Source organism: Actinomadura chibensis NBRC 106107 (assembly GCF_001552135.1).
GTDB lineage: Bacteria > Actinomycetota > Actinomycetes > Streptosporangiales > Streptosporangiaceae > Spirillospora > Spirillospora chibensis.
This window is the reverse complement of the sequence record NZ_BCQP01000045.1, coordinates 15607-37212: the sequence shown is the minus strand read 5'-3', so window position 1 is coordinate 37212 and position 21606 is coordinate 15607. Positions and strand designations below refer to the sequence as shown.

21 protein-coding genes are annotated in these 21606 nt (G+C 72.9%); 10 read left to right on the top strand and 11 right to left on the bottom strand.

What is annotated here, in order from left to right:
* Positions 1-136 precede the first annotated feature (136 nt).
* The 4 genes from ACH01S_RS25880 to ACH01S_RS25865 are packed head-to-tail and all read left to right on the top strand — an operon-like array spanning position 137 to position 3296.
* Positions 137-1291: a 3-ketosteroid-9-alpha-monooxygenase, oxygenase component gene (locus ACH01S_RS25880; protein ID WP_067896683.1), complete on the top strand. Its 1155-nt coding sequence runs from the start codon at positions 137-139 to the stop codon at positions 1289-1291.
* Complete coding sequence (locus tag ACH01S_RS25875) at positions 1288-1527, top strand: ferredoxin (RefSeq protein ID WP_067896680.1); 240 nt, start codon at positions 1288-1290, stop codon at positions 1525-1527. Before ACH01S_RS25880 ends, ACH01S_RS25875 begins: the two co-directional genes overlap by 4 nt.
* On the top strand, positions 1524-2315 hold the full coding sequence (locus ACH01S_RS25870) for an SDR family NAD(P)-dependent oxidoreductase (RefSeq protein WP_218010391.1): 792 nt from the start codon (positions 1524-1526) through the stop codon (positions 2313-2315). Before ACH01S_RS25875 ends, ACH01S_RS25870 begins: the two co-directional genes overlap by 4 nt.
* A 60-nt stretch (positions 2316-2375) precedes the next feature.
* Positions 2376-3296 (top strand): NADP-dependent oxidoreductase, encoded by a 921-nt coding sequence (locus ACH01S_RS25865; protein ID WP_067896674.1) that lies wholly within the window; start codon positions 2376-2378, stop codon positions 3294-3296.
* Between the two features lie 62 nt (positions 3297-3358).
* Here the strand turns inward: ACH01S_RS25865 and ACH01S_RS25860 are convergent, their stop codons facing one another.
* The 8 genes from ACH01S_RS25860 to ACH01S_RS25825 form a co-directional block, all read right to left on the bottom strand.
* A complete protein-coding gene (locus tag ACH01S_RS25860; protein WP_246236698.1) occupies positions 3359-3796 on the bottom strand; it encodes a carboxymuconolactone decarboxylase family protein in 438 nt (145 codons plus the stop codon).
* A gap of 92 nt (positions 3797-3888) precedes the next feature.
* Positions 3889-4368, bottom strand: a complete 480-nt coding sequence (locus ACH01S_RS25855; protein WP_246236696.1) for an RrF2 family transcriptional regulator — start codon at positions 4366-4368, stop codon at positions 3889-3891.
* 63 nt (positions 4369-4431) lie between these two features.
* Positions 4432-5922 carry an FAD-dependent oxidoreductase gene (locus ACH01S_RS25850; RefSeq protein ID WP_083981140.1) on the bottom strand — a complete coding sequence of 497 codons (1491 nt, stop codon included), beginning with the start codon at positions 5920-5922 and terminating at the stop codon, positions 4432-4434.
* Positions 5923-6831 (bottom strand): VOC family protein, encoded by a 909-nt coding sequence (locus ACH01S_RS25845; RefSeq protein ID WP_067896665.1) that lies wholly within the window; start codon positions 6829-6831, stop codon positions 5923-5925. It lies immediately after the preceding gene.
* 23 nt (positions 6832-6854) lie between these two features.
* Positions 6855-8051 carry an acyl-CoA dehydrogenase family protein gene (locus tag ACH01S_RS25840; RefSeq protein ID WP_067896661.1) on the bottom strand — a complete coding sequence of 399 codons (1197 nt, stop codon included), beginning with the start codon at positions 8049-8051 and terminating at the stop codon, positions 6855-6857.
* A 20-nt stretch (positions 8052-8071) separates the two neighbouring features.
* A complete protein-coding gene (locus ACH01S_RS25835; protein WP_067896658.1) occupies positions 8072-9091 on the bottom strand; it encodes a ferredoxin--NADP reductase in 1020 nt (339 codons plus the stop codon).
* On the bottom strand, positions 9088-10749 hold the full coding sequence (locus ACH01S_RS25830; protein WP_067896655.1) for an FAD-binding protein: 1662 nt from the start codon (positions 10747-10749) through the stop codon (positions 9088-9090). The genes ACH01S_RS25835 and ACH01S_RS25830 overlap by 4 nt, the downstream gene beginning before the upstream one ends.
* Positions 10746-11615: an alpha/beta fold hydrolase gene (locus ACH01S_RS25825; protein WP_067896652.1), complete on the bottom strand. Its 870-nt coding sequence runs from the start codon at positions 11613-11615 to the stop codon at positions 10746-10748. The genes ACH01S_RS25830 and ACH01S_RS25825 overlap by 4 nt, the downstream gene beginning before the upstream one ends.
* 251 nt (positions 11616-11866) lie before the next feature.
* On the opposite strand from ACH01S_RS25825, the gene ACH01S_RS25820 reads away from it, so the two are divergent.
* Positions 11867-12460: a flavin reductase family protein gene (locus tag ACH01S_RS25820; RefSeq protein WP_067896648.1), complete on the top strand. Its 594-nt coding sequence runs from the start codon at positions 11867-11869 to the stop codon at positions 12458-12460.
* 27 nt (positions 12461-12487) lie between these two features.
* Here ACH01S_RS25820 and ACH01S_RS25815 read toward each other — a convergent pair whose 3' ends face one another.
* Complete coding sequence (locus ACH01S_RS25815; protein ID WP_067896645.1) at positions 12488-13441, bottom strand: IclR family transcriptional regulator; 954 nt, start codon at positions 13439-13441, stop codon at positions 12488-12490.
* Between the two features lie 178 nt (positions 13442-13619).
* Between ACH01S_RS25815 and ACH01S_RS25810 the strand changes: the two genes are divergently transcribed.
* Positions 13620-14495, top strand: a complete 876-nt coding sequence (locus ACH01S_RS25810) for an LLM class F420-dependent oxidoreductase (RefSeq protein ID WP_067896643.1) — start codon at positions 13620-13622, stop codon at positions 14493-14495.
* Positions 14492-15007 (top strand): nuclear transport factor 2 family protein, encoded by a 516-nt coding sequence (locus ACH01S_RS25805; RefSeq protein WP_067896640.1) that lies wholly within the window; start codon positions 14492-14494, stop codon positions 15005-15007. Before ACH01S_RS25810 ends, ACH01S_RS25805 begins: the two co-directional genes overlap by 4 nt.
* Here ACH01S_RS25805 and ACH01S_RS25800 read toward each other — a convergent pair.
* The gene (locus ACH01S_RS25800; RefSeq protein ID WP_067896638.1) at positions 15004-15801 is read right to left on the bottom strand and encodes a maleylpyruvate isomerase family mycothiol-dependent enzyme; all 798 of its coding nucleotides are present in this window, start codon (positions 15799-15801) and stop codon (positions 15004-15006) included. The genes ACH01S_RS25805 and ACH01S_RS25800 overlap by 4 nt on opposite strands.
* Before the next feature lie 132 nt (positions 15802-15933).
* On the opposite strand from ACH01S_RS25800, the gene ACH01S_RS25795 reads away from it, so the two are divergent.
* Together ACH01S_RS25795 and ACH01S_RS25790 are read left to right on the top strand one after the other, a co-directional pair.
* The gene (locus ACH01S_RS25795) at positions 15934-17175 is read left to right on the top strand and encodes an FxsB family cyclophane-forming radical SAM/SPASM peptide maturase (protein WP_246236694.1); all 1242 of its coding nucleotides are present in this window, start codon (positions 15934-15936) and stop codon (positions 17173-17175) included.
* Positions 17172-18479, top strand: a complete 1308-nt coding sequence (locus ACH01S_RS25790; protein ID WP_067896632.1) for an HEXXH motif domain-containing protein — start codon at positions 17172-17174, stop codon at positions 18477-18479. Before ACH01S_RS25795 ends, ACH01S_RS25790 begins: the two co-directional genes overlap by 4 nt.
* On the opposite strand, the gene fxsT is transcribed toward ACH01S_RS25790, so the two are convergent.
* Positions 18476-20977: an FxSxx-COOH system tetratricopeptide repeat protein gene (gene fxsT / locus ACH01S_RS25785; protein ID WP_067896629.1), complete on the bottom strand. Its 2502-nt coding sequence runs from the start codon at positions 20975-20977 to the stop codon at positions 18476-18478. The genes ACH01S_RS25790 and fxsT overlap by 4 nt on opposite strands.
* A gap of 335 nt (positions 20978-21312) precedes the next feature.
* On the opposite strand from fxsT, the gene ACH01S_RS25780 reads away from it, so the two are divergent.
* A complete protein-coding gene (locus ACH01S_RS25780) occupies positions 21313-21501 on the top strand; it encodes an FxSxx-COOH-like cyclophane-containing RiPP peptide (protein ID WP_067896625.1) in 189 nt (62 codons plus the stop codon).
* The last annotated feature ends 105 nt before the right edge of the window (positions 21502-21606 follow it).

Here is a 21606-nt window from a genome sequence, read left to right as displayed (position 1 = left end):
TCGCTCTGTCCCGCAGAACACCATGGCGGCGCGCGCGCGGGCGCGGGCGTCCCGGCCACCGGGACTCGCCGGACCGGACGGCGCGCCGCGACCTAACGTTCGAATGGTCGACCCATCGCCGAAGGGATGATCCACCGTGACCGCAACCGAGCCGGACGCCGTCCGCGCCATCGAGGCGGAGGCCGTCTCCTCCCGGTTCGCCCGAGGATGGCACTGTCTCGGGCTGGCCGAGAAGTACCGGGACGGGAAGCCCCACACGGTCAACGCCTTCGGTCAGAAGCTCGTCGTGTTCACCGGCGCGGACGGTGCGACCAACGTCCTGGACGGATACTGCCGCCACATGGGCGGCGACCTCTCGCAGGGCACCGTCAAGGGCAACGAGATCGCGTGCCCGTTCCACGACTGGCGGTGGGGCGGCGACGGGCGGTGCAAGAAGATCCCGTACTCGCGGCGCGTCCCGCTGCGGGCGCGGACGGCGGCGTGGCCCACGATGACGCAGGACGGGCTCCTGTTCGTCTGGAACGACCCCGAGGGCAACAAGCCGCCGGACGACGTGACGATCCCGGTCATCGAGGGCGCCACCCGCGACGACTGGACGGACTGGCGCTGGACGGAGACGACCGTCCACACCAACGCCCGCGAGGTCATCGACAACGTCGTCGACATGGCCCATTTCTTCTACATCCACAAGTCGTTCCCGACGTACTTCAAGAACATCTTCGAGGGGCACGTCGCGACGCAGATCATGCGGGGCCGGTCCAGGGACGACGCCCGCGAGCCGCGGGACGGCGGAGGCGGCGGGCCGCGGATGCTCGGCAACAGCTCCGTCGCGTCCTACCACGGCCCCTCCTTCATGATCGACGAGCTGACGTACCACTACGAGGGGTACGACCTGCACTCCGTCCTGATCAACTGCCACTATCCGATCGACCAGGACTCCTTCTCCCTGCACTCGGGGATCATCGTCCAGCACAGCGACGCGCTCCCGCCCGAGGCGGCGGAGGCGACGGCGCGGAAGCTGTCCGACTTCATCCTGACCGGGTTCGAGCAGGACATCGAGATCTGGCGGAACAAGACACGCATCGACAACCCGCTGCTGTGCGAGGAGGACGGCCCCGTCTACCAGCTCCGCCGCTGGTACCGGCAGTTCTTCGTGGACGTCGCGGACGTCGCGCCGGAGATGACCGACCGGTTCGAGTTCGAGATCGACACGACCCGGCCGGTCGAGTCGTGGCAGCGGGAGGTCGAGGAGAACCTCGCGCGCCGCGCGGCGCAGGGGGCCTCGGCGTGACGACCCGGCGGGACGACCGGCTGCTGGACGGGCCGCTGCTGCCCGTCCGGTGCCGCCGCTGCGACGCCGAGGTGCTGGCCCGCAAGGCGAGCTGGGAGCAGACGAGCATCCAGTGGAACGCGGCGGCGCGGGCGGCGTGCACGGGCCTCGCCGCCGACCCGCACGCGACCTGCCCGGCGCTGCGTTCGGCGATCCAGGAGGCGGCGCTGACCGGCGCCATCACGGTGATGGAGTGAGCGTGATCGACCGGTACGGACCGTGGGCCGTCGTCGCGGGCGGCTCGGAGGGCGTCGGCGCGGCGTTCGCGCACCGGCTCGCCGACGCGGGGCTGAACCTCGTGCTGATCGCCCGCAGGCCGGGGCCGCTGGCGGAGACGGCGGACGCCGTCCGGGCGAAGGGCATGCAGGTCAGGACGCTGGAACTCGACCTCGTCTCCCCCGACGCGCTGGCGAGGGTCCGCGCGGTCACCGACGGCCTGGAGGTCGGCCTGCTCGTCTTCAACGCGGGCGCGAACAGCTACCGGCACGAGTTCGTCACCGGCGACCTGGACGGGTTCCAGGGCGTCATCGACCTCAACATCACGGCGCAGCTCGCGCTGACGCGCCATTTCGGCGCGCCGATGAAGGAGCGCGGGCGCGGCGGGATCCTGCTGGTCGGGTCCCTCGCCGGGTTCATGGGGCAGGCGCGGATCAGCGTCTACGCGGCGGTGAAGGCGTTCGGACGGATCTTCGCCGAGGGGCTGTGGCTGGAGATGCGCGAGCACGGGGTGGACGTCCTGGAGCTGGTGCTCGGCGTGACCCGCACCCCGGCGATGGAGCGCGCCGGGCTCGACATGGACATCCCGGGCCTGCTCGTCGCCGATCCCGACGACGTCGCCCGCGAGGGCCTCGACCACCTGGCGGACGGCCCCGTCTGGGTCGCGGGCGGCAACTACGAGACGGCGCGGCAGCGCGCGGGCTTCCCGCGCGCCGAACTGGTCGCCGACGCGCACGCCCTGATGCGGCGGATGCTGCCTAAGAATTGACCTCAGGTTTGGTTGAGGTCATAGCGTCCCCTTCCAGACGACGACGGAGGGGGGACGACCATGCGGGTCGCGGGATTCGAGGAGCCGGGCGGGCCGGACGTGCTGAGGGTGCTGGACGTCCCGGCGCCCGAGGCGGGGCCGGGCGAGGTGCGGGTCCGGGTGGTGACGGCCGGTGTGCAGCCGTACGACCTGGCCATCCGGGAGGGCTGGACGCCGCCGGGGACGCCGGACGGCTTCCCGCGCGTCCCCGGCAACGAGTTCGCGGGCGTGGTCGACCAGGTCGGCGCGGGCGTCACCGACGTGAAGATCGGGGACGAGGTGGTCGGCAACTGCCGTCTCAACGCCTACGCGGAGTACGTCGCCGTCCCGGCGGCCGCGGTGACGGCCCGGCCCGAGGGCATGCCGTGGGAGGTCGCGGGCGGCTTCCCGGCCGCCGTGATGACCCCGCACATCGCGCTTGAGGCGATGGGCGTCGGCGAAGGGGACACGCTGCTCGTGCACGCGGCGGCGGGCGCGGTCGGGACGGTCGCCGTCCAGCTCGCCCGGATCGCGGGCGCGACCGTGATCGGCACCGCGAGTGAGGGCAACCACGACTACCTGCGCTCGATCGGCGCGGTCCCGGTCGCCTACGGGGACGGGCTGGAGGAGCGCGTCCGCGCCGCCGCGCCCGGCGGGGTCGACGCCGCGCTCGACGGCGCCGGAGGCCACGCCCTGGACGTGTCGCTGAACCTCGTCAAGGACAGGGACCGCGTCATCACGCTGGTCGACCACGCGCGGGCGGCGTCGCTCGGCGTCCGGACGACCCCGGACAGGCGGTCGGCGTCCCGCGTCGCCGAGGCGGGCCGCTTCTACGCCGAGGGGCGGCTGCGCGTCCACGTGCGCGGCGTGTTCCCGCTGGACCGGGCGGCGGACGCGCACCGCGAGGTCGCGACCGGCCACGGCCGCGGCAAGGTCGTCCTGACCGTCGGCGCCGCCGAGTAGCGGACGGGAGCGGCCCGCCCGACCGCCTGCCGCGGGCGGGCCGCTCGCCATCGTCGTTCCTCTCAGTGGGACGCCGCGGGGTTCCGCAGCGTGACGTTGATCCGGTTCCAGGCGTTGATCGCGGCGATCGTCATGACGAGCGCGGCGAGGTCGGCCTCGGCGTAGTGGTCGGCGGCGTCGTTCCAGACGTCGTCCGGCACCCCGGCGGGATCGTCGGCGATCCGCGTGGCGGACTCGGCGAGGGCCAGCGCGGCCCGCTCCTCGTCGGTGTAGAACGGCGCCTCGCGCCAGGCCGCCACCGACCAGAGCCGCTCGTCGGTCTCGCCCCCCTCCTTGGCCTCGGCGGCGTGCATCCGCACGCAGAACGCGCACCCGTTGATCTGGCTGACGCGCAGCCTGACCAGGTTCAACGTGGCATGCGGGACGCCGCTGGCGTTGATGTACCCCTCCAGCGCGAGCATCGCCTTGTACCCCTCGGCGGCGGGCTTCCGGATGCTCATCCGTGGCTGCATGGCTGCTTCCTCTCCAAATCTTGCTATGGAATATCCAGGATTGGTGGACGCGGACGCCCGCGCGGGCGGCGCGGCCGCGGTCAGGTGCGCAGGCGGGCGAACCAGGCGCGGGTGTCGGCGGGCGTCGACGGACGCCGCCGCTCCACGGTCTCCCGCAGGTCGGCGAGGGTCTGCGCGGCCAGCTCGCGGCGCCAGGCGAGCTCCGCCCGCCGCATGGACTGGGAGACGAGGCACCGCCTGCGGTAGTCGACGCCCTCGTGCTCCCCGGGCCCCCGCCGGAGGACCTCCTCGCAGCGGAACGCCTCCTCGGGGCCCTCGATGGCGGCCACCACGTCCATGAGCGTGATGTCCTCGGCGCGGCGCGCGAGCCGGAACCCGCCGCGCGGTCCGGGGGTGGACGCGAGGATGCCCGCCCTGGCCAGCGCCTGCAACTGCTTGTTCAGGTAGGCCGCGGGCAGCTCGTAGAAGGCCGCCAGCCGGGCCGCCGGAACCGCCTCACCCGGCTCCAGCCAGGTCAGGTTGAGGCAGCTGTGCACCGCCCACTCGACCCCCTCGCTCATCCGCATAATCTGGATATTAGATATCCGGGATTACCTTCGCAACCGGAGCGGGCCTGCCGGGCGTCAGGACGTGCGGGCGGCGGCGCGGCCCGCGCGGCGGCCGAAGAACGTGCCGTCGCCGAGGGAGGTCCCGGAGACGTAGCCCTCGCCGTGCATGCCGGACGCCGCGCGTCCCGCCGCGAACAGGCCGGGGACGGGGACGCCCGAGCCGTTCAGGACCTCGCCGTCCGCCGTGGTGCGCAGCCCGCCGAGCGTGAACCCGGCGACGCCGCTGCCGCCCTGGCCCGCGCCGCCGCCGAAGAACCCGGCGCGCGGGTCGATCGCCGCGAACGGGGGCTTGAGCGGGCGCAACCACTTCGGGTCCTTGTGGAAATACGGGTCCTCGCCCCTCTCGGCGTGCCGGTTGTAGGTCTCGACGGTCGTCTCCAGCGAGCCGGGCGGCATGCCGAGCGACGCCTCCAGTTCGGCGAGCGTCTCGGTGACGTAGCGGGGGCGCAGGCCCCACCGGTCAGGCTCGGGGACGTCCTCGAACCCCTCCTCGTCGATGATCGTCCAGTAGGGGCCGGGCTGGTGCCTGACCGCGTGGACGCTCCAGTGGCCGGGGTAGACGTCCTCGTTGACGAAGCGGCGGCCGAGACCGTCCACGAGCATGCCCCGGCACACCATCGCGGGCAGGGCGGTGAGCGCGATCTCCACGACGCCCATGCGGCGGGTGGCGGCGCCGACCGCGGCGGCCATCCGGATGCCGGAGCCGTCGTCCAGGCCGTCGCTGACCTTGCCGTGGCCGAGCAGGACGGGCGCGTGGTCGGCGAGCATCTCCTCGTTGTCGACGAACCCGCCGGTGGTGAGGATCACCGCCGTCCGCGCCCGGTAGAAGACGGCCTTGCCGTACTTGCGCGCGACGGCCCCGGCGACGCGGCCGTCGTCGGCCAGGACCAGGTTCGTCGCCAGCGTGTCGGTGTGCGCGGCGGCCCCGGCCGCGAGCGCGGCGGCCGCCAGCCGCTCCATGAGGATCCCGCCGCCGAACCCGCTCGCCGCCGGACGGTGCCCGCGCGGCACGGGCCTCGCGAGGGTGTTGTACGGCCAGGAGTTCTCCCCCAGCCACATGAGCCCCTCGTCGGACAGCGGCATCCACGTCGGCTTGTCGTAGAAGGTCGGGTTGAACGGCACGCCGCACTCCCGGAGCCATTCGAAGTGCTCGACGCTCCCGTCGCAGTAGAGCCGGAGCTTCCCGGTGTCGGCGTGCGGTCCGAGCGCCGCCTCCAGATAGGCGAACATCGTGTCGGGGTCGTCGTCGAAGCCGCACGCCTTCTGGATCGCGGTGCCGCCGCCCAGATACAGCTCGCCGCCGGATTGCGCGGACGAGCCGCCCGCGCCGCTCGCCCGCTCCAGGACGAGCACGTCCGCGCCCGCCCGCGCCGCCTCGGACGCCGCCGCCGCGCCCGCGCAGCCGAACCCGGCGACCAGCACGTCGCACTCGTGGTCGAACGCCGGGACGTCGCGCAGCGCGAACGGCTCGACCGAAGAACGCTCGACCGAAGAACGGGAGTCCATTCACTTCCCCGGCGGGACGAAGGCGGCCAGCGGTTCGGAGCCGGACCAGTCATGGCCCCAGTAGCTGTCCTTGGTGATCTCTTCGGCGGTGTAATAGGTCTCGTCGACGAGCATGCCCTCGCAGCCGTATTCGATGTCCCATCCGCCGGGCGCGCGGACGTAGAACGACACCATTTTGTCGTTGGTGTGCCGTCCGAGCGTCGAGGAGATGGAGAAGCCCTTCTCCTTGACGGTGTCGAGCGCGATTCCGACCGCGTCCAGCGTGTCGACCTCCACCATCAGGTGGACGAGCCCCGGGTCCCCGTCGTGCGGGGCCGGGCAGATCGCGATGCTGTGGTGCCGCTGGTTGACGCCCATGAACCGGATGCGGACCCGGCCGCCGCCGACCTTCATCGCGCCGCGCGGCAGGAATCCGAGGACCTCGTTGTAGAACGCGACCGTCTCGGCGAAATGGGGCGTGGGAAGGACGACGTGCCCCATTCCCATGGCGCCGGTGACGAACCTCTGCGCGAATCCCGTCCGGACGGGGCTGTGGTCGAGCACCGGCCCGAAGAACACTTCGACCGGTGTGCCGCCGGGGTCGGTGAACGCGATCGCCTCTTCGACGTCGCGCTCCGCGGCCTCTTTCGGGGTGAGCGTCCGGACCTCGCGGCCGGATTTCTCGACCGCCTCCCGGACGGCGGCCAGCGCGTACTGGTCGCGCACTTCCCATCCCACGGCCAGCACTTTGTCGCTGTCGCCGGGCAATACCTGGAGGCGCGAGCGGCGCTCGTCCATGCGCAGGTAGAGGCCGTCCGGGTCGGGCCCGGCGCCCTCCGCGAACCCGAGCCCGTCGAGCGCGAACTCGCGCCACCGGCCGATATGGCGGGTCTGGACCTTCAGATATCCGAGCCCTCGGATCTGCGTCACCGGAATGCCCCTTCCTCGTCGGTTCAGATCATGGAGCGCATCGGGCCGTGCGGGGGCTCGATGTCCAGTTCGGTCAGCGCGGACACGTGGTACACGGCGCCCGGGACGTGGATGGCGTGCGCGAGCCCGACGTGCGCGTCCCGCCAGAACCGCTGGATCGGGTTGTCGCTGCGCATCGCGTTCCCGCCCGACCGGACGACGATCTCGTTCATGGCCTGCACCGCCCGCCACGCCGCCCGCACCTGGGTGCGGCGGCCCGCCGCGCGCTCCGCGAACGTCGGCCGGTGCCCCGCCGCGACCTGGTCGTAGACGCGCGAGCAATTGTCGAGCAGGGCCGTCCTGGACGCCTTGATCTCCTCCGCCGCCTCGCTGATCGCGTACAGCACGTACGGGTCGTCCTTGATCTTCGTGCCGGTGATCTGGACGCGGTTCCGCTGGTAGGCGAGGTGGTGGTGGAGCGCGCCCTCCGCGATCCCGATGACGGCGGAGGTGATGCCGAGCGGGAACACGCAGGAGAACGGCATCAGGTAGGACGGGTTGGTCAGCCCCGCCTCGCGGGCGGCGGAGCCGTCCACGACCTTGCCGTACTCCAGCGTCCGGTAGGCGGGGACGAAGGCGTCCTTGACGACGACGTCCTTGCTGCCGGTGCCCTTGAGCCCGGCGACGTCCCAGGAGTCCTCGACGATCTCGTAGTCGGACCGGGGCAGGATGAGGTGCAGCGAGCGGGGCGGCTGGGCGACCTTGCCGTCCGCGTCGCCGACCATCCCGCCGAGGAAGATCCAGTCGCAGTGGTCGGTGCCGGAGGAGAACTGCCAGCGGCCGTTGAACACGTAGCCGCCGTCCACCGGGCGGGCGACGCCCATCGGCGCGTAGGGGGACGCGATCCACACGTCCGGGTCGTCGCCCCAGATCTCGTCGCGGACCCTCGGGTCGGCGTAGGCCATCTCCCACGGGTGGACGCCGACGATCCCCGCGACCCAGCCGGTGGACCCGTCGAGGGCGGCGACGCCCATCACCGTCTCGGCGAACTCGCGCGGGTGGACCTCAAGGCCGCCGTGCGCCTCCGGCTGGAGCTGCCGGATGACCCCGGCCTCGCGGAGCGCCTGCGCGGCCTTGTCGTCCAGCCTGCCGAGGGCCTCGTTGGCGGGGCCGAGCTCGCGGATCTGCTCCGCCCTTTCCATGATCGTGTCGAGCACGCGTTTCGCCCGCCCTGCTGTCATCGCCTCTCCCGTGTCCGTGTTCAGCCGTCGTAGGTGATCTTGAGCCGGTCGCTGACCGGTCTCGCCTGGCAGGCGAGGATGAGGCCGTCGGCGAGGTCCCGCTCGTCGAGGACCGCGTTGGCGTCGAGCGTGACCTCGCCCTCCAGCGCCACGCAGGCGCAGGCGGAGCAGTTGCCCTCCCGGCACGAGAACGGGGCGTCGACCCCGGCGCGGAGGAGGGCGTCCAGGAGGCGGTCGGATCTCGGCCACGGGACGGTCCGCGTCTCGCCGTCGATCTCGACCTCGATCTCGGCGGCGTCCGCGGCGGCCTCCGTCGCCTCCGGTTCGTCGGGATCCTCGAACGGGTCGCCCTCCAGGGAGAAGAAGCGTTCGACGTGGACGCGGTGCCCCAAGTCGCCGAGCGCGTCCGTGACCAGGTCCATGAAGACCTCCGGGCCGCAGACGAACGCCGGCCGCCCGGTGTAGGGCAGGGCCAGGGAGCGGACAGCGGCGGACGTCGGCAGCCCCTGCACCGACTCCAGCAGATGGACGACCGTCAGCCGGTCGGGGTGCCGCTCGGTGAGCGCGCGCAGCTCGCTCGCGAAGATCACCGACCGCTCGTCCCGGTTGGCGTAGAGGAGCGCGACCCTGCCGCGCCCGCCCGCCAGGCACGACTTCAGGATCGACATGACCGGGGTGATGCCGCTGCCGCCCGCGACGAGCAGCAGGTCCTCGTCCAGCGAGGACGGCGTGAACGTGCCCGCCGGGCGCAGCACCTCCAGCACGTCGCCCGCCGTGACGTTGTCGCAGATCCAGTTGGAGCCGAGGCCGCCGTCCACCCGCTTGACCGTCACCTTCAGCCGGTCGTCGGTGAGCGGCGAGCTGCACAGCGAGTAGCAGCGGGCCGCCCAGCCGTCCCCCGCCGGGACCCGGACGGTCAGGAACTGCCCGGGCCGGTAGGAGAACCGGTCCCGGTCGCCCTCGGCGGGTTCGAGGACGAGCGAGCGCGCGTCCGCCGTCTCGTGGACGACGTCGACGACCCGCGCCTTCAGCGCCGTCATGTCCCGGCGCCTCCGGCGCGGGCGGCGTGCCGCGCCGCGATGTAGCCGAACACGATGGACGGGCCGATCGTCGCGCCCGGCCCCGCGTACTCGTTGCCCATCACCGACGCCGACGAGTTGCCCGTCACGTACAGGCCGTCGATGACCGAGCCGTCCGCGCGCAGCACGCGGGCGTGCTCGTCGGACACCAGCCCGCCCTTCGTGCCGAGGTCCCCGACCTCCAGCCGGAACGCGTAGTAGGGCGCGGTGTCGATGACGTCCAGGTTCGGGTTCGGCAGGTTCGGGTCGCCGTAGTAGCGGTCGTGGGCGGAGTCGCCGCGCCCGAAGTCGGGGTCCCTGCCCGCGCGGGCGTGGCCGTTGAACCGCTCGACGGTCTTCGCCAGGGCGTCCGGCGGGACGCCGATCGCGGTCGCGAGCGCCTCGATCGTGTCGGCCTTGACCGCCGTCCCGGCGTCGTAGAACGCCTTCGGGATCGGCGCGCCCGGCAGGATCTGCGCGAACGGGTAGCGCGCGCGGGCCCTGGCGTCCATCACGAACCAGGCGGGGACGTGCCCGCCCGCGAGCTGGTCGTGGACGAAGTTGACGTACGGGGCGGCCTCGTTGGTGAAGCGCGTCCCGGCCGGCGACACGATGACCTGGCGCGGGATGGCGCGCTCGGACACGAGCGGGATCGTCGCCCCGGCCGGGTGCCGGACGGCGGGCATCCACCAGGCGTCGTCCATCAGGTCGAGCGCGGCGCCGAGGCCCTCGCCCGCGCGGATGCCGTCGCCGGTGTTCTCCCGGGCGCCCATGGCGAAGTCCTCCCGGCCGCCCTTCGGCAGGTAGCGGTCGCGCATCTCCTGGTTGTGGTCGAACCCGCCGGTCGCGAGGAGGACGCCCTTGCGGGCGCGGATCCGCAGCGCCGTCCCGTCCCGGCGCGCGGCGACGATGCCGGTGACCCGGCCGTCCTCGCTGACCAGCTCCGTCATGCCGGTCTTCAGCCAGAGCGGGATCCCGGCGTCCTTCAGCGCCATCCGCAGCCGGGCGACGAGGGCGCGCCCGCCGGTCGCCATGTGCCGCCGCAGGACGAGGTTGGACGACACCCGCCACGCCGCGACCAGCGACGCCCGGCGTCCCGCCCAGGTGCGCTTCGCCATCGCGAGGTCGTGGTAGTCCTTGCTGGTGATCCAGAGGCCGAGCGGGCCCTTCATGTTGTTCGGACGCTGGTACTTCTCGTCCTCGCCGAGTTTGCGGGTGTCGAACGGCTTCGCCTCGATGGAGCGGCCGAGCGGGCGCCCGCCCTCCAGTTCGGGGTGGTAGTCGGCGTAGCCCTTCGTCCAGAAGAACCGCATCCATTTGCTCTTGCAGATGAGTTCCATGGCGGCGGGGCCGTTGTCGACGAACGCGTCGAGCCGCGCGGCCGGGACCCGGCCTTGCGTGAGCAGGTCGAGGTAGCGGCGGATCGACTCGCGGCTGTCGTCGTGGCCGCGCGATCTCAGCGTCGGATTGTTCGGAATCCAGATGCCGCCGCCGGAGATCCCGGTGGAGCCGCCGAACTTCGAGCCCTTCTCGACGACGAGCACGCTCATCCCGGCGTCGCGGGCGGTGAGCGCGGCGGCCATTCCGCCGCCGCCGCTGCCCACGACCACGAAGTCGAACTCGTGATCCCACTCGGTCATGAATCGTCCTCCTGGGTCAGAAAGGCGAGAACGGCGCTTTCCCAGGCGGACTTCTGCTCGATCATCACCCAGTGCCCGCAGTTCGGGAAGATGTTCACCTGGACGTCGGGGATCGTCCGCATCGGGACGAGGACCATGTCGACCGGGCTGACGCGGTCGTCCCGTCCCCAGGTGATGAGGGTCTTGGCCCTGAGCTTGTGGAGCATCGCCCAGTACGGCGGCTCGTCCGAAGCCGCCATCGCCTTCGCGCGGGCCGCCATCGCCTTCGACCCGTACATGCGGCGCGCGGCGGCGAGCGTGTCCGGGTCGGTGGCCTGCTCCCAGCGCTCCTCGATCATCTCCTCGGTGACGATCCGCCGGTCGTAGACCATCGAGTGCAGCCACCGGACGAGCCGCTCGCGCGTCGGGTCGTCGGTGAACTCCATCAGCAGCCTGATGCCCTCGCCGGGGCCGGGGCTGAAGACGTTGCGGCCGATCCCGCCGATCGTGACGAGCCGCCGGACGCGGTCCGGGTGTTTCAGCGCGACCTGCGTCCCGACGATGCCGCCCATCGAGTTGCCGATCACGTCGATCCGGTCGAGGCCGAGGCCGTCCAGGAAGCGGACGACCGCGCCGCCCGCCGCCGCCATCGGGTGCTCGCCGGTCGGGTCGCTCACCCCGAACCCCGGGAGTTCGAGGACCAGGCACCGGAAACGCTCGGCGAACCGGGCGAGGTTCCCCCCGAAGTTCCGCCAGCCGGTGACGCCGGGGCCCGAGCCGTGCAGCATCAGCAGCGGCGGTCCCTCGCCCGCCTCGTGGTAGCGCAGGACGCCCCGGTCGGTGGCGAGCTCGCGCGACGTCGACGCGTGGGTCAACTCCGTGGGCATGGTCTCTCAGTCCTCCGAGGATGGGCTTGCCCGGAACGTAATCGCGGCCGGGCCGGGGCCGTCCCGCCGATCCCGATCAGCGGGACGCGCGTCTCACGGCGGCCGTCCCCCGCCCGGTTCGCGGCGCCTTCCACTCATCGGGATCGCCGGGCGCGCTTGACCGTCATGGACACTTTGACTAGCACCACGCGCGCGGCCCGAACCGAGTTCTGGACGCGGGCGGCCCCCGCGACGACCCCCGAGGTGGACAGATGCCAGCCGACCGAGCGCTCACCGACCAGCCCGGAACCGCGCCCGGCGACACCCCCGACCCGGCCGAGTTCCGCAAGGCCATGGCGGAGTTCGCCACCGGCGTCACCGTCGTCACCGCGCTCGACGGCGGCGAGGCCGTCGGATTCGCGTGCCAGTCGTTCGCGTCGGTGTCGCTGGAGCCGCCGCTGATCCTGTTCTGCGCGGACGTCCGCGGCCGGTCGTGGCCGCGGATCCGGTCGGCGGGACGGTTCTGCGTCAACGTCCTCGCCGAGGAGCAGCGCGACCTGTGCGAGCGGTTCGGGTCGAGCCGGGGCGCCAAGTTCGACGGCCTGGACTGGGACGTGTCGCCCTGGGGCACGCCCGTGCTGCGGGACGTCCTGCTCTGCGTGCACGCCGTCGTCCACGGGGTGCACCGGGCGGGCGACCACGAGGTGGTGATCGGACGCGTCCTCGGCGTCGAGCGGCACGACGTCCGGGACGGCGCCTGGCGGCGGCCGATGGTGTTCTTCCGCAGCCGGTTCGGGATCAACGAGCCGGACGCGCCGATCGCGCCGGACCCGTGGGGCGTCGGCGACCGCTGGGGCTGGGGCTGACCCGCGGGTAGGGACCGGGGCCCGCCGTCACATCCAGTCGCCGCGGCCGTCCACGGCCAGCAGCCGGTTCATCGTCTCCGGCGACCACGTCGCCGCCTCGGCGCCGCGCTCGGCCGCGCTCCGCCGGGCCCGCGCTCCCGCCCGGCCGCCGCCGCGCGTGCCGGACCCGCGCGTCCCGGATTCGAGGCCGGGGAACAGGATCCGCGACGTCTCCCGCGCCGCCGTGACGACGAGCGGCGCGACGTTCTCCAGCGGCGCGCGGATGTCGCCGACCAGCGAGATTCCGGCGACCGGGCCCTCCGCGCCGCGGATCGCCGCCGCCACGCACGCGATGCCGGGGAAGGACTCGCCGCGCTCGAACGCGAGCCCGCGGCGCTGCCGGATCCGGTGCAGCTCCTGGTGCAGCGTGCGGATCTCGCCGATGGTGCGGCTCGTGAGCCGGGTGATCTCGGGGCCGAGCAGCGCGTCCACCCGCTCGGGCTCCAGCCAGGCGAGCATCGCCTTGCCGAGCGCGGTGCAGTGCGCGGGCGCCCGCCCGCCGACCCGGGACGGCACCGACGCGGCGAGCCGCCCGCCGAGCTTGTCCAGGTAGTAGACCTCGGCGCCGTCCAGGACGGCGAGGTGCGCGACGAGCCCGGTCGTGACCTGCAGCTCGTGCAGCAGCGGCGCCGCCGCCTCGCGGACCCTGCCGTGCCCGCCGTCCCGGCCGCCGAGGCCGAGGGCGCGCTGCCCGAGGCCGTAGCCGAACGAGTGGTGCGCGAGCCAGCGCTGCCGGACGAGCTGGTCCAGGATCCGGTGCGCGGTGGAGCGCGGCAGCCCGGTGCGGCGGGCGACGTCCTCCAGGGTCAGCCGGGCGGTCGGGCCGCTGAAGGCGTCCAGGATCAGCGTCATCCGCTCGATCATCGACGGCGGCGACTGCTGCGGCGGTGGTGGTGGCGGTGGTGGTGGCGCGGCCGCTCCGGACGCCATGACCTCGGTCATCGCACCTCCCAGAGAACAACTGAAATGAATTCTGGTTATCTGGAATCTAGCAACCGCTTGGTCTTCTGGGAAGGGGCGGCGTAAAGCGAGGTCAGACCGAGCTTCCCGGGCCGACCCCGGCTCGTGTCGCGAGTGAAACACCGTGATAGAACGTTTTCCTGCGACGAGGGGAGCAACGATGCGTGTCGGCATCGTCACACCGGTGGTGGCGCAGCCGCCGCCCGGGCCCGCCGCCTGGGAGCTGGACGCGGGCATCGAGGACATCGCCCGGATCGCCGAGACCGCCGACCGGCTCGGCTACCACCATCTGAGCTGCAGCGAGCACGTCGCCGTCCCGGTCGAGGCGGCCGAGCGGCGCGGCGGGGTCTACTGGGACCCGCTCGCCACGTTCGGGCACATCGCGGCGCGGACGTCCCGGATCCGGCTCGCCACGCACGTCCTGGTCGTCGGGTACCACCATCCGCTCGCGATCGCCAAGCGGTACGGGACGCTCGACCGGGTCAGCGGCGGGCGCCTCACGCTCGGCCTCGGCGTCGGCAGCCTCCAGGAGGAGTTCGCGCTGCTCGGCGCCCCGTTCGCGGACCGCGGCGCCCGCGCGGACGACGCGATCGCCGCGCTCCGCGCGTCCCTGTCGAAGCGGCTGCCGGAGTACCACGGCGAGTACTACGACTTCGCCGGGCTGGTCGTCGAGCCGCACGCCGTGCAGGAGCGCGTCCCGATCTGGATCGGCGGCCGGACGGCCCGGTCGCTGCGCCGCGCGCTGGACGCCGACGGCTGGGTCCCGTTCGGGCTGCCGCTCGGCACGCTCGCCGCGATGCTCGCGGACGCCGACGTCCCGGCCGGGTTCGACGTGGTCCTCGGGACGCCCCGCCCGCTCGACCCGATCGGCGACCCGGACGCCGCCGGCGCCGCCCTCGCGGAACTGCGCGACGCGGGCGCGACGATCGCGGGCGCCCGGTTCGCGTCCACCTCGCCCGACCACTACCGCGACCAGCTCGCCGCGCTGCGCGAGCTGGCGGGCCCCTTCGAGCTGACCTTCGGGGAGGTGCGATGACCGACGTCGAGACTCGGCTGAACGCGCTTGAGGCGCGGCTCCGCCTCCTGGAGGACGAGCGCGCCGTCACCCGGCTGATCCTGTCCTACGCCCCGCTGGTCGACAGCGGCTGCGCCGCCGACGTCGCCGCGCTGTGGGCCGAGGACGGCGTCTACGACGTGGACGAGCTGCTGATGTCCGGCCGCGCGGAGGTCGAGGCGATGGTGCGCTCCGAGGGCCACCAGGGCTTCATCGCCGGGGGGTGCGCGCACTTCGCCGGGCCGCCGCACGTCGTCGTGTCCGGCGACGAGGCGACCGCGACCGGCTACACCCTGATGATCGTGCACGGGCCGGACGGCTTCTTCGTCCGCCGCGCCACCGCGAACCGCTGGCGGCTGCGCCGCACCCCGTTCGGGTGGCGGGTGGTGAACCGGACGAGCCGCGTCCTGGACGGCCGCCAGGAGTCGCCCGACCTGCTCGCCGGGCACTTCCCGGGGGCCGTCCGGCACCGTCCCGCGCCGGAGGACGGCTAGGGCGTCATCGCCATGGCGGCCAGCACCCGCGAGGCCAGCTCACGGTCGCCGTCGATGCCCACCGCGACGGCGCCCGGCGCGCACCGCCCGGCGGTCAGCCGGACGTAGCCCTCCCAGTCCATGGACAGCTCGGCCGCCGGGTCGGCTCCGGCGCCCGCGGCCTCGGCGAGGTGGCCCCGGCGGTCGTCGTCCACCCGGACGGCCACGTGGAAGGAGGGCGGGCCGGAGATCCGGAACGCGACCGACCGGCCCGGCTCCGCGCCCGCCTTCCGCGCCACGACGCGCGGCAGGCCCGCGCTCATCAGCTCCCAGAAGCACCGCGCCGCCGGGGCGTCGAGGTTGCCCGGACGGCCGACCGCGCGGCGGACGTCCTGCTCGTGCGTCCAGCAGTCCATGGCGCGGAACTTCATGAAGCGGGTGTAGGAGCCCTCGCGACCGTCCGGGCACATGACGACGCGCTCCGGGTCCAGACCGGGCAGCTCGGCGAGGCGGCGCTCCAGCGCGTCCGCGAGCTGCGCCGCGACCTCCGGGCCCGGCACCGGCCGCCGCGCGTGGACGGCGACCTCCATGAACTTGCCGAAGTCGTTGCGGACGTGCTCGAACTCCGGCACCTCGACGTCCGGGGCGGGGTCGCCCAGCAGGGCCAGCTCGACCCCGGCGAGGTGGGAGAACTGGTCCTTGACCGTCCAGCCGGGGCATTCGGTCGGGAGGTCCCAGTCGGGCCCGTCCAACGTCGAGGCAAGCTCCAGGCTGGACCGGACCGTCTGCTCATAAGCGGCGATGATGGTGCGCACCCGAAGAGCGTACGCCGCCCGCCGAAAACCGCGCCGCCCGCGCTATTCACTGATCACGAAGATGTGTATATAAATGTAATGGGGCGTACTCTGCCGTGCCGGAACTCGACCTGGGAGTTGATCGGTGTGACCGTGAGTGCGGCACCGGCGTCCACCGCCGGCGAATGGCCGGCCACGCTCAGCGTGCAGGAGCTGCTCGAACAGGGCTGGCGGCCCACCCCGTTCCGCGAGTTCGTGCTGAAAATACACAGCAGGTGCAATCTCGCGTGCTCCTACTGCTACATGTACGAGATGGCCGACCAGAGCTGGCGGCGCCAGCCGCGGCGCATGTCACGGGCCACGATCGACCACGTCGCCGCCCGGATCGCCGAGCACGCGCGGTCCAACGCCCTGCCCCGGATCACCGTGATCCTGCACGGCGGAGAACCGTTGCTCGCCGGGCCCGAACACCTCAGGTACGCGGTCGAGGCGGTCAATTCGGCGCTGGATTCTTCGACTTCGGCGACTTTCCATGTCCAGACCAATGGGGTGCTCCTCGATTCGGTCTACCTGAAACTCTTCGACGAACTCGGCATTTTGGTGAGCGTCAGCCTGGACGGCGACGAGGAGGGCCACGACCGGCACCGCCGCCGCGCCAACGGAGCCGGAAGTCACCGGGAGGTCATGGCCGGGCTGCGACGGCTGACGGCGCCCGCGTACCGCCACCTCTTCACCGGGCTGCTCAGCGCGATCGACCTGGACAACGACCCGGTCGGCACCTACGAGGCGCTGCTCGCGCACCGTCCCCGGATCGTCGACTTCCTGCTCCCGCACGGAAACTGGGACACTCCCCCGCCCGGCCTCGGCACCGGCTCCGGGACACCCTACGGCGACTGGCTGGTCGCGGTGTTCGACCGCTGGTACCGGGCGCCCGTCCGGGAGACCCGGGTCCGGCTGTTCACCGAGATCATCCGATTACTGCTCGGCCGGCCGTCGCACAGCGAGGGGATCGGGCTCTCGCCGGTCGGCGTCGCCGTCGTGGAGACGAACGGCGCCATCGAGCAGGTCGACACGCTGAAGTCGGCCTACGAGGGGGCGACCCAGACGGCCCTGCACGTCGGCCGCGACCCGTTCGACGCCGCGCTCATGCTGCCCGCGATGGCCGCCCGCCAGATCGGCCGCCGCGCGCTCGCCCCGACGTGCACGGCCTGCCCCGTCCACCGGGTGTGCGGGGGCGGGCTCTACACGCACCGGTACCGGTCCGGGGCAGGGTTCGCCAACGCCTCTGTGTACTGCAATGACCTGTTCCGCCTCGTCACCCACATCCGGGACGCGGTCGCCGAGGACGTGGCCGCGCTCACGCACACGGCGTCCGCCGAGGAGCGGGGTGCATGAATCCCGGCAGCCCCGGCGTCCCCGGCGTCCACGAGGTCCCGGAGAAGACCCTCCTCGCGCTCGCCGCGGGAGGCGGCGGCGCGTCCGCGGCGGACCTGCTGCTCAGGTCGCAGTACAGCAAGCGCCTCCTGCTGCTGCGCGGCGTGCTGGGCGCGGCGGGCCCGGCGGCGGTCCGCGCCCACGGCCTGCTCGCGCGGATCCAGGACGCCGACCCCCGGGCCGTCGACGCCGTCCTGCGGTACCCGACGGTCGGCGAATGGGCGCGGCGCACCCTGGCCGAACCCGGCGCCGCCCGCCCCGGCGAGTACGCCGCGCTCGCCGCCGCGGCCGCGGTCAGGGCCGGGTTCCGCGCCGAGATCGAGGTCCCGGCGCGTTCCGGCTCCGTCGTCCTGCCCGGCCTCGGCCGCGCGCCGGTGCCCGGCCGCGCGAGCGCGCTCGTCCGGACGGGCCCCGGCGGCGCGGAGATCACCGCCGGGGACGTCCGGACCCGGCTGCCCGCCGACGTCCACGAGGACGCGCCGGGCTGGGAGGCGCTGCGCCGCCTGACCGCCTCGCACCGGGGCGCGGCCGTCGCCTTCCTCCTCGACGACCACGACCCCGACCGCATGCCCGGCGGCGAGCGGCTCCCCCACCGCCTCCCCGCGGACGAGCTCGAGTCCTGGCGGTCGACCCTCGCCGACGCCTGGCGGATCCTGGTCGACCACCACCGTCCGGCGGCCGAGGAGGTCGCCGCGCTCATCACCGTGCTGACGCCCCTCGCCCCGCCCGCGCGGGGCATGTCCAGCGCCAGCTCGCGGGACGTCTTCGGCAGCGTCGCGCTGTCCAGCCCGCCCGACGCCGCCCACTTCGCGGTCACGCTCGTCCACGAGGTCCAGCACGCCAAGCTGGCCGCGCTGCTGGACCTCGTCCGGCTGACCCGGCCCGACGACGGCAGCACCTACTACGCTCCCTGGCGGGAGGACCCGAGGCCGACCGCCGGCCTGCTGCAGGGCGCCTACGCCCACCTCGCGATCGCGGCGTTCTGGCGCACGCAGCGCCGGCACGAGGAGGGCGCGGCGGCGCTGCGCGCGGGCGGCGACTTCGCGCGCTGGCGGGCGGCCACCGAGTACGTGATCCGCACCCTCGCCGGCAGCGGGCGGCTCACCCCCGAGGGCGCCCTGTTCGTCGACGAGATGGGCCGCACCGTCCGGGCCTGGCTGGACGAGCCGGTGCCGGACGAGGCGCTCCGCCGGGCCCGCGACATCGCCGCCCGGCACCTGGCCGCCTGGCGGCGGCGCAACGGCGGGTCCGGCGACCGGGGCTAGATGGGCGGCGGGTCGAAGTCGCAGTCGAGGCTCCGCCACTCGGCCGCGACGACGGCGTCCGGGTGCTCCAGGCCGAGCCTTCGCGCGTAGACGTCCATGACCTCCTTGTGCTGCCGGGCGGCCTCGTCCTCCTCGCCGTTCGCGCGCAGGGCCACCGCCAGGTTGGCGGCGCAGGCCATGGTCAGCGGGTGCTCCTCGCCGACCGTCGCCCGCAGCCGGCGCAGCGTCCCGCGCCCGAGCCGGCTCGCCGAGTCGGTCTCCTCCAGCGCCAGCAGGTCGCTCGCCAGGTTGGTGGCCACGCTGAGCGAGTAGTGGTGGTCGCGCCCGAGCTTGACCTCCAGCCCGGCGAGCGCCTTCTCGTTCACCCGCCGCGCGGACTCGGCGTCCCCGAGCACCCGGCGCAGCACCGCGAGGTTCCCGGCGCAGCCGTGGCTGTAGGGGTGCTCCGGGCCGTAGACCTTCGGGTACCGGACGACGGTGTCGGCGGTGAGCTCCAGCGCCGAGTCCAGGTCGCCGAGGCTGCGCCGGCAGTTGGCGAGGGACATCGCGGACGCGAGCGTGTCCGGGTGGTCGAGCCCGAACAGCCGGACGTAGCGGGCGTGGTTCTCCTTGGCCAGCTCCAGCGCCCGGGCGAGCTCCCCGGACCGGCGCAGGGCGATGGTGAGGTCCTTCGCCACGTGGAGCGTCAGCGGGTGCTCGGGGCCCACCTCGTCCACGCACTTGGCGTACGCCTCTTCGCCGAGATCGCACGCCTCCGCGAAGTCGCCGCACAGGCGCACCGACCGCGCCAGCCCGCCGAGCGCGCTGTTGACGTTGGTCATGGACGCGTTCGCGGACGTGGTGTAGCGCAGGTAGACGGTCTCGTGCAGGTCCCGCGACTTGGCGTGGTCGCTGTTCAGGCTGTGGTCCAGCGCCAGGTTGTGCATCGCCCGCAGCGTGTCGACCGCGGTGGGGCCGAACACCTCCTCGTGGCGCTCCACCGAGCGGAGGTCGTGATCGCGGGCGTCCGAGAAGTCGCCGCGAGCCCGCAGGTCGGCGCCGAGCGAGTTCAGGAGCTGCAGCGTCATGGGGTGGCTCGGGCCGACCAGCGTCTCCGTCCGCTCCATGGCCTTCAGGTTCGACTCGTAGGCGGCGCCGTACTCACCCCGGTCGCGCAGGATGATGCCGAAATGCCGCTTGCCTCCGAGGAGGTCGAGGTCGTCCTCCCCGGAGTCGGCCGCCCACTGGTCGAGGAGGCGTTCGACCAGGGTCTGCGCGAACGCGAAGTCACCCGACTGCCGCAGGTACCGGACGATGCTGAGGGCGAACTTGCGGACGTCCGGGTCCTGGCTCTGGGCGACGGCGGCGGGCTCGACGTGCTGGGTCAGTTCCGCGTAGCGGCGCCAGCTCGTCGGGGAGTCCACGTCATCGGGCGGCATCGCCGCCACGAGGAGCATGTGCACCTCGCCGCGGAACCGCGCCTGATCGGCGGGGGACAGCTCGTCCCGCAGCAGGGCCTGGATCAGCCGGTGCACCTGGACGGTCCGGCTCGCCGAGTCGATCTTGGCCAGCGCGTAGCGGCCCACCTCGCCGAACGCCCGGGCGAGCTTGATCGGGTTGCGCAGCAGCCCGGCCAGCGGCTGGCTCATGCCGGGCGGAGTGCGGCTGAAGACCTCGCGCGGGATCGGCTCGGGACCGAAGAAGGCGCAGCAGCGCAGCAGCTCGACGGCCTCGGGGAGCTTCTCGCGGAGGCTGTCCACCGACAGCCGCCACGCCGCCGTCATCGAGGCCGGATACTCGGTGGGCCTCCCCTCCGCCAGCAGCCGCCGGGTGTACTCCGCGAGCAGCCGCAGGTACTCCGCGGCGGAGATGCCGGTCTCGGCCTGGAGGGCGCCCGCCTGTTCGAGCGCGAGCGGCAGGTCGCCCAACTCGTGCGCGAGGCGGTCGGCGTCCCCCTCGTTGATCGTGCGCGGGACGCGCTTGTCGAGGAAGGCGATGCTCTCCTCGCGGGTGAAGACGTCCACCTGGACGGTGTGGCCGACACTGTCCCACCGCGGGTTGCGCGAGGTGATGAGGACGTGGCCGCCCTGCGGCAGCAGGCCCTGGAGATCCTCCGGTTCGTCCGCGTTGTCGAATATCACGAGCCAACGACCGTACGGGTCGCCCCGGCGCAGCGCGTCGAGCACCGCGTTGGCGGCGTCCTCGACGCCCAGGATCGCGGACGAGGGCAGCCCGAGGTGCGGCGCCAGGTTCGCGAGCATCGGCAGGACGAGTTTCGGCTGGTCGGCCGGAACCCACCACACGATGTCGTAATCGACCTGGTAGCGGTACGCGAACTCCACCGCCATCTGGGTCTTGCCCACCCCGCCGAGGCCGTGCAGCGCGTGCGGCAGCACGGCGGTGACCTGCCGGGAGATGGCGGTCTTGAGCTCGGTCAGCAACTCCTCGCGCCCGGTGAAGTTCTTGTTCCGCAGCGGCACCTTCCCCCACACCGCCGGAACCGCCTGCGGGTGCGCCATGCGTCCCACCTCCGCACTTCGCCGAATCACCGTCGGGCCGACAGGCCGTCATTCACGTCCGGTTACCGTAATATCCCAGTCACGGCGGCGGCGAAATGGGTCACCCGCCACAAATTCGCGAACAGCCGGGTTTTCCTGCCATCCGAATTTCGGTCCACACTCCACGGCGTTTCGTCAGCGCCGCAACGCGATTCGCCCATGGATCATCGGTGCGGGCGGAAGAACCGCCACCGGGCTAGGAATTTCTCCGCTGGATTGATAACTTGCCGTCATGTAGCTCTTATCGGCGTCGCGTGGATGGCGGGCCGCGGGCGGCACCTGCTTGAGGAGACACCATGCAGCAGCAGGAGACCACGTTCCAGGGCGCCCTGATCGACGTGTCCGGGCTCTCCCTCCGCCAGCTGGGCGACGAGATCGGCGGGTCCGTCTTCGAGCAGACGCTCCGCGAGATCCTCGCCGCGCCGGGCGAGTCGGCCGTCTGCGGCTTCGACAGCGTCGCCGCCCCGCCGCCGTCCGATCGCTGAATTCCGCCATACGGGGCGAACAAGGCCCTGCGCGGTATAAGTCACACGGCACGAGACTCGCCGGATAGCGCCTTTTTTTGGCAACCAAGTGGTCTCCGCCACCGA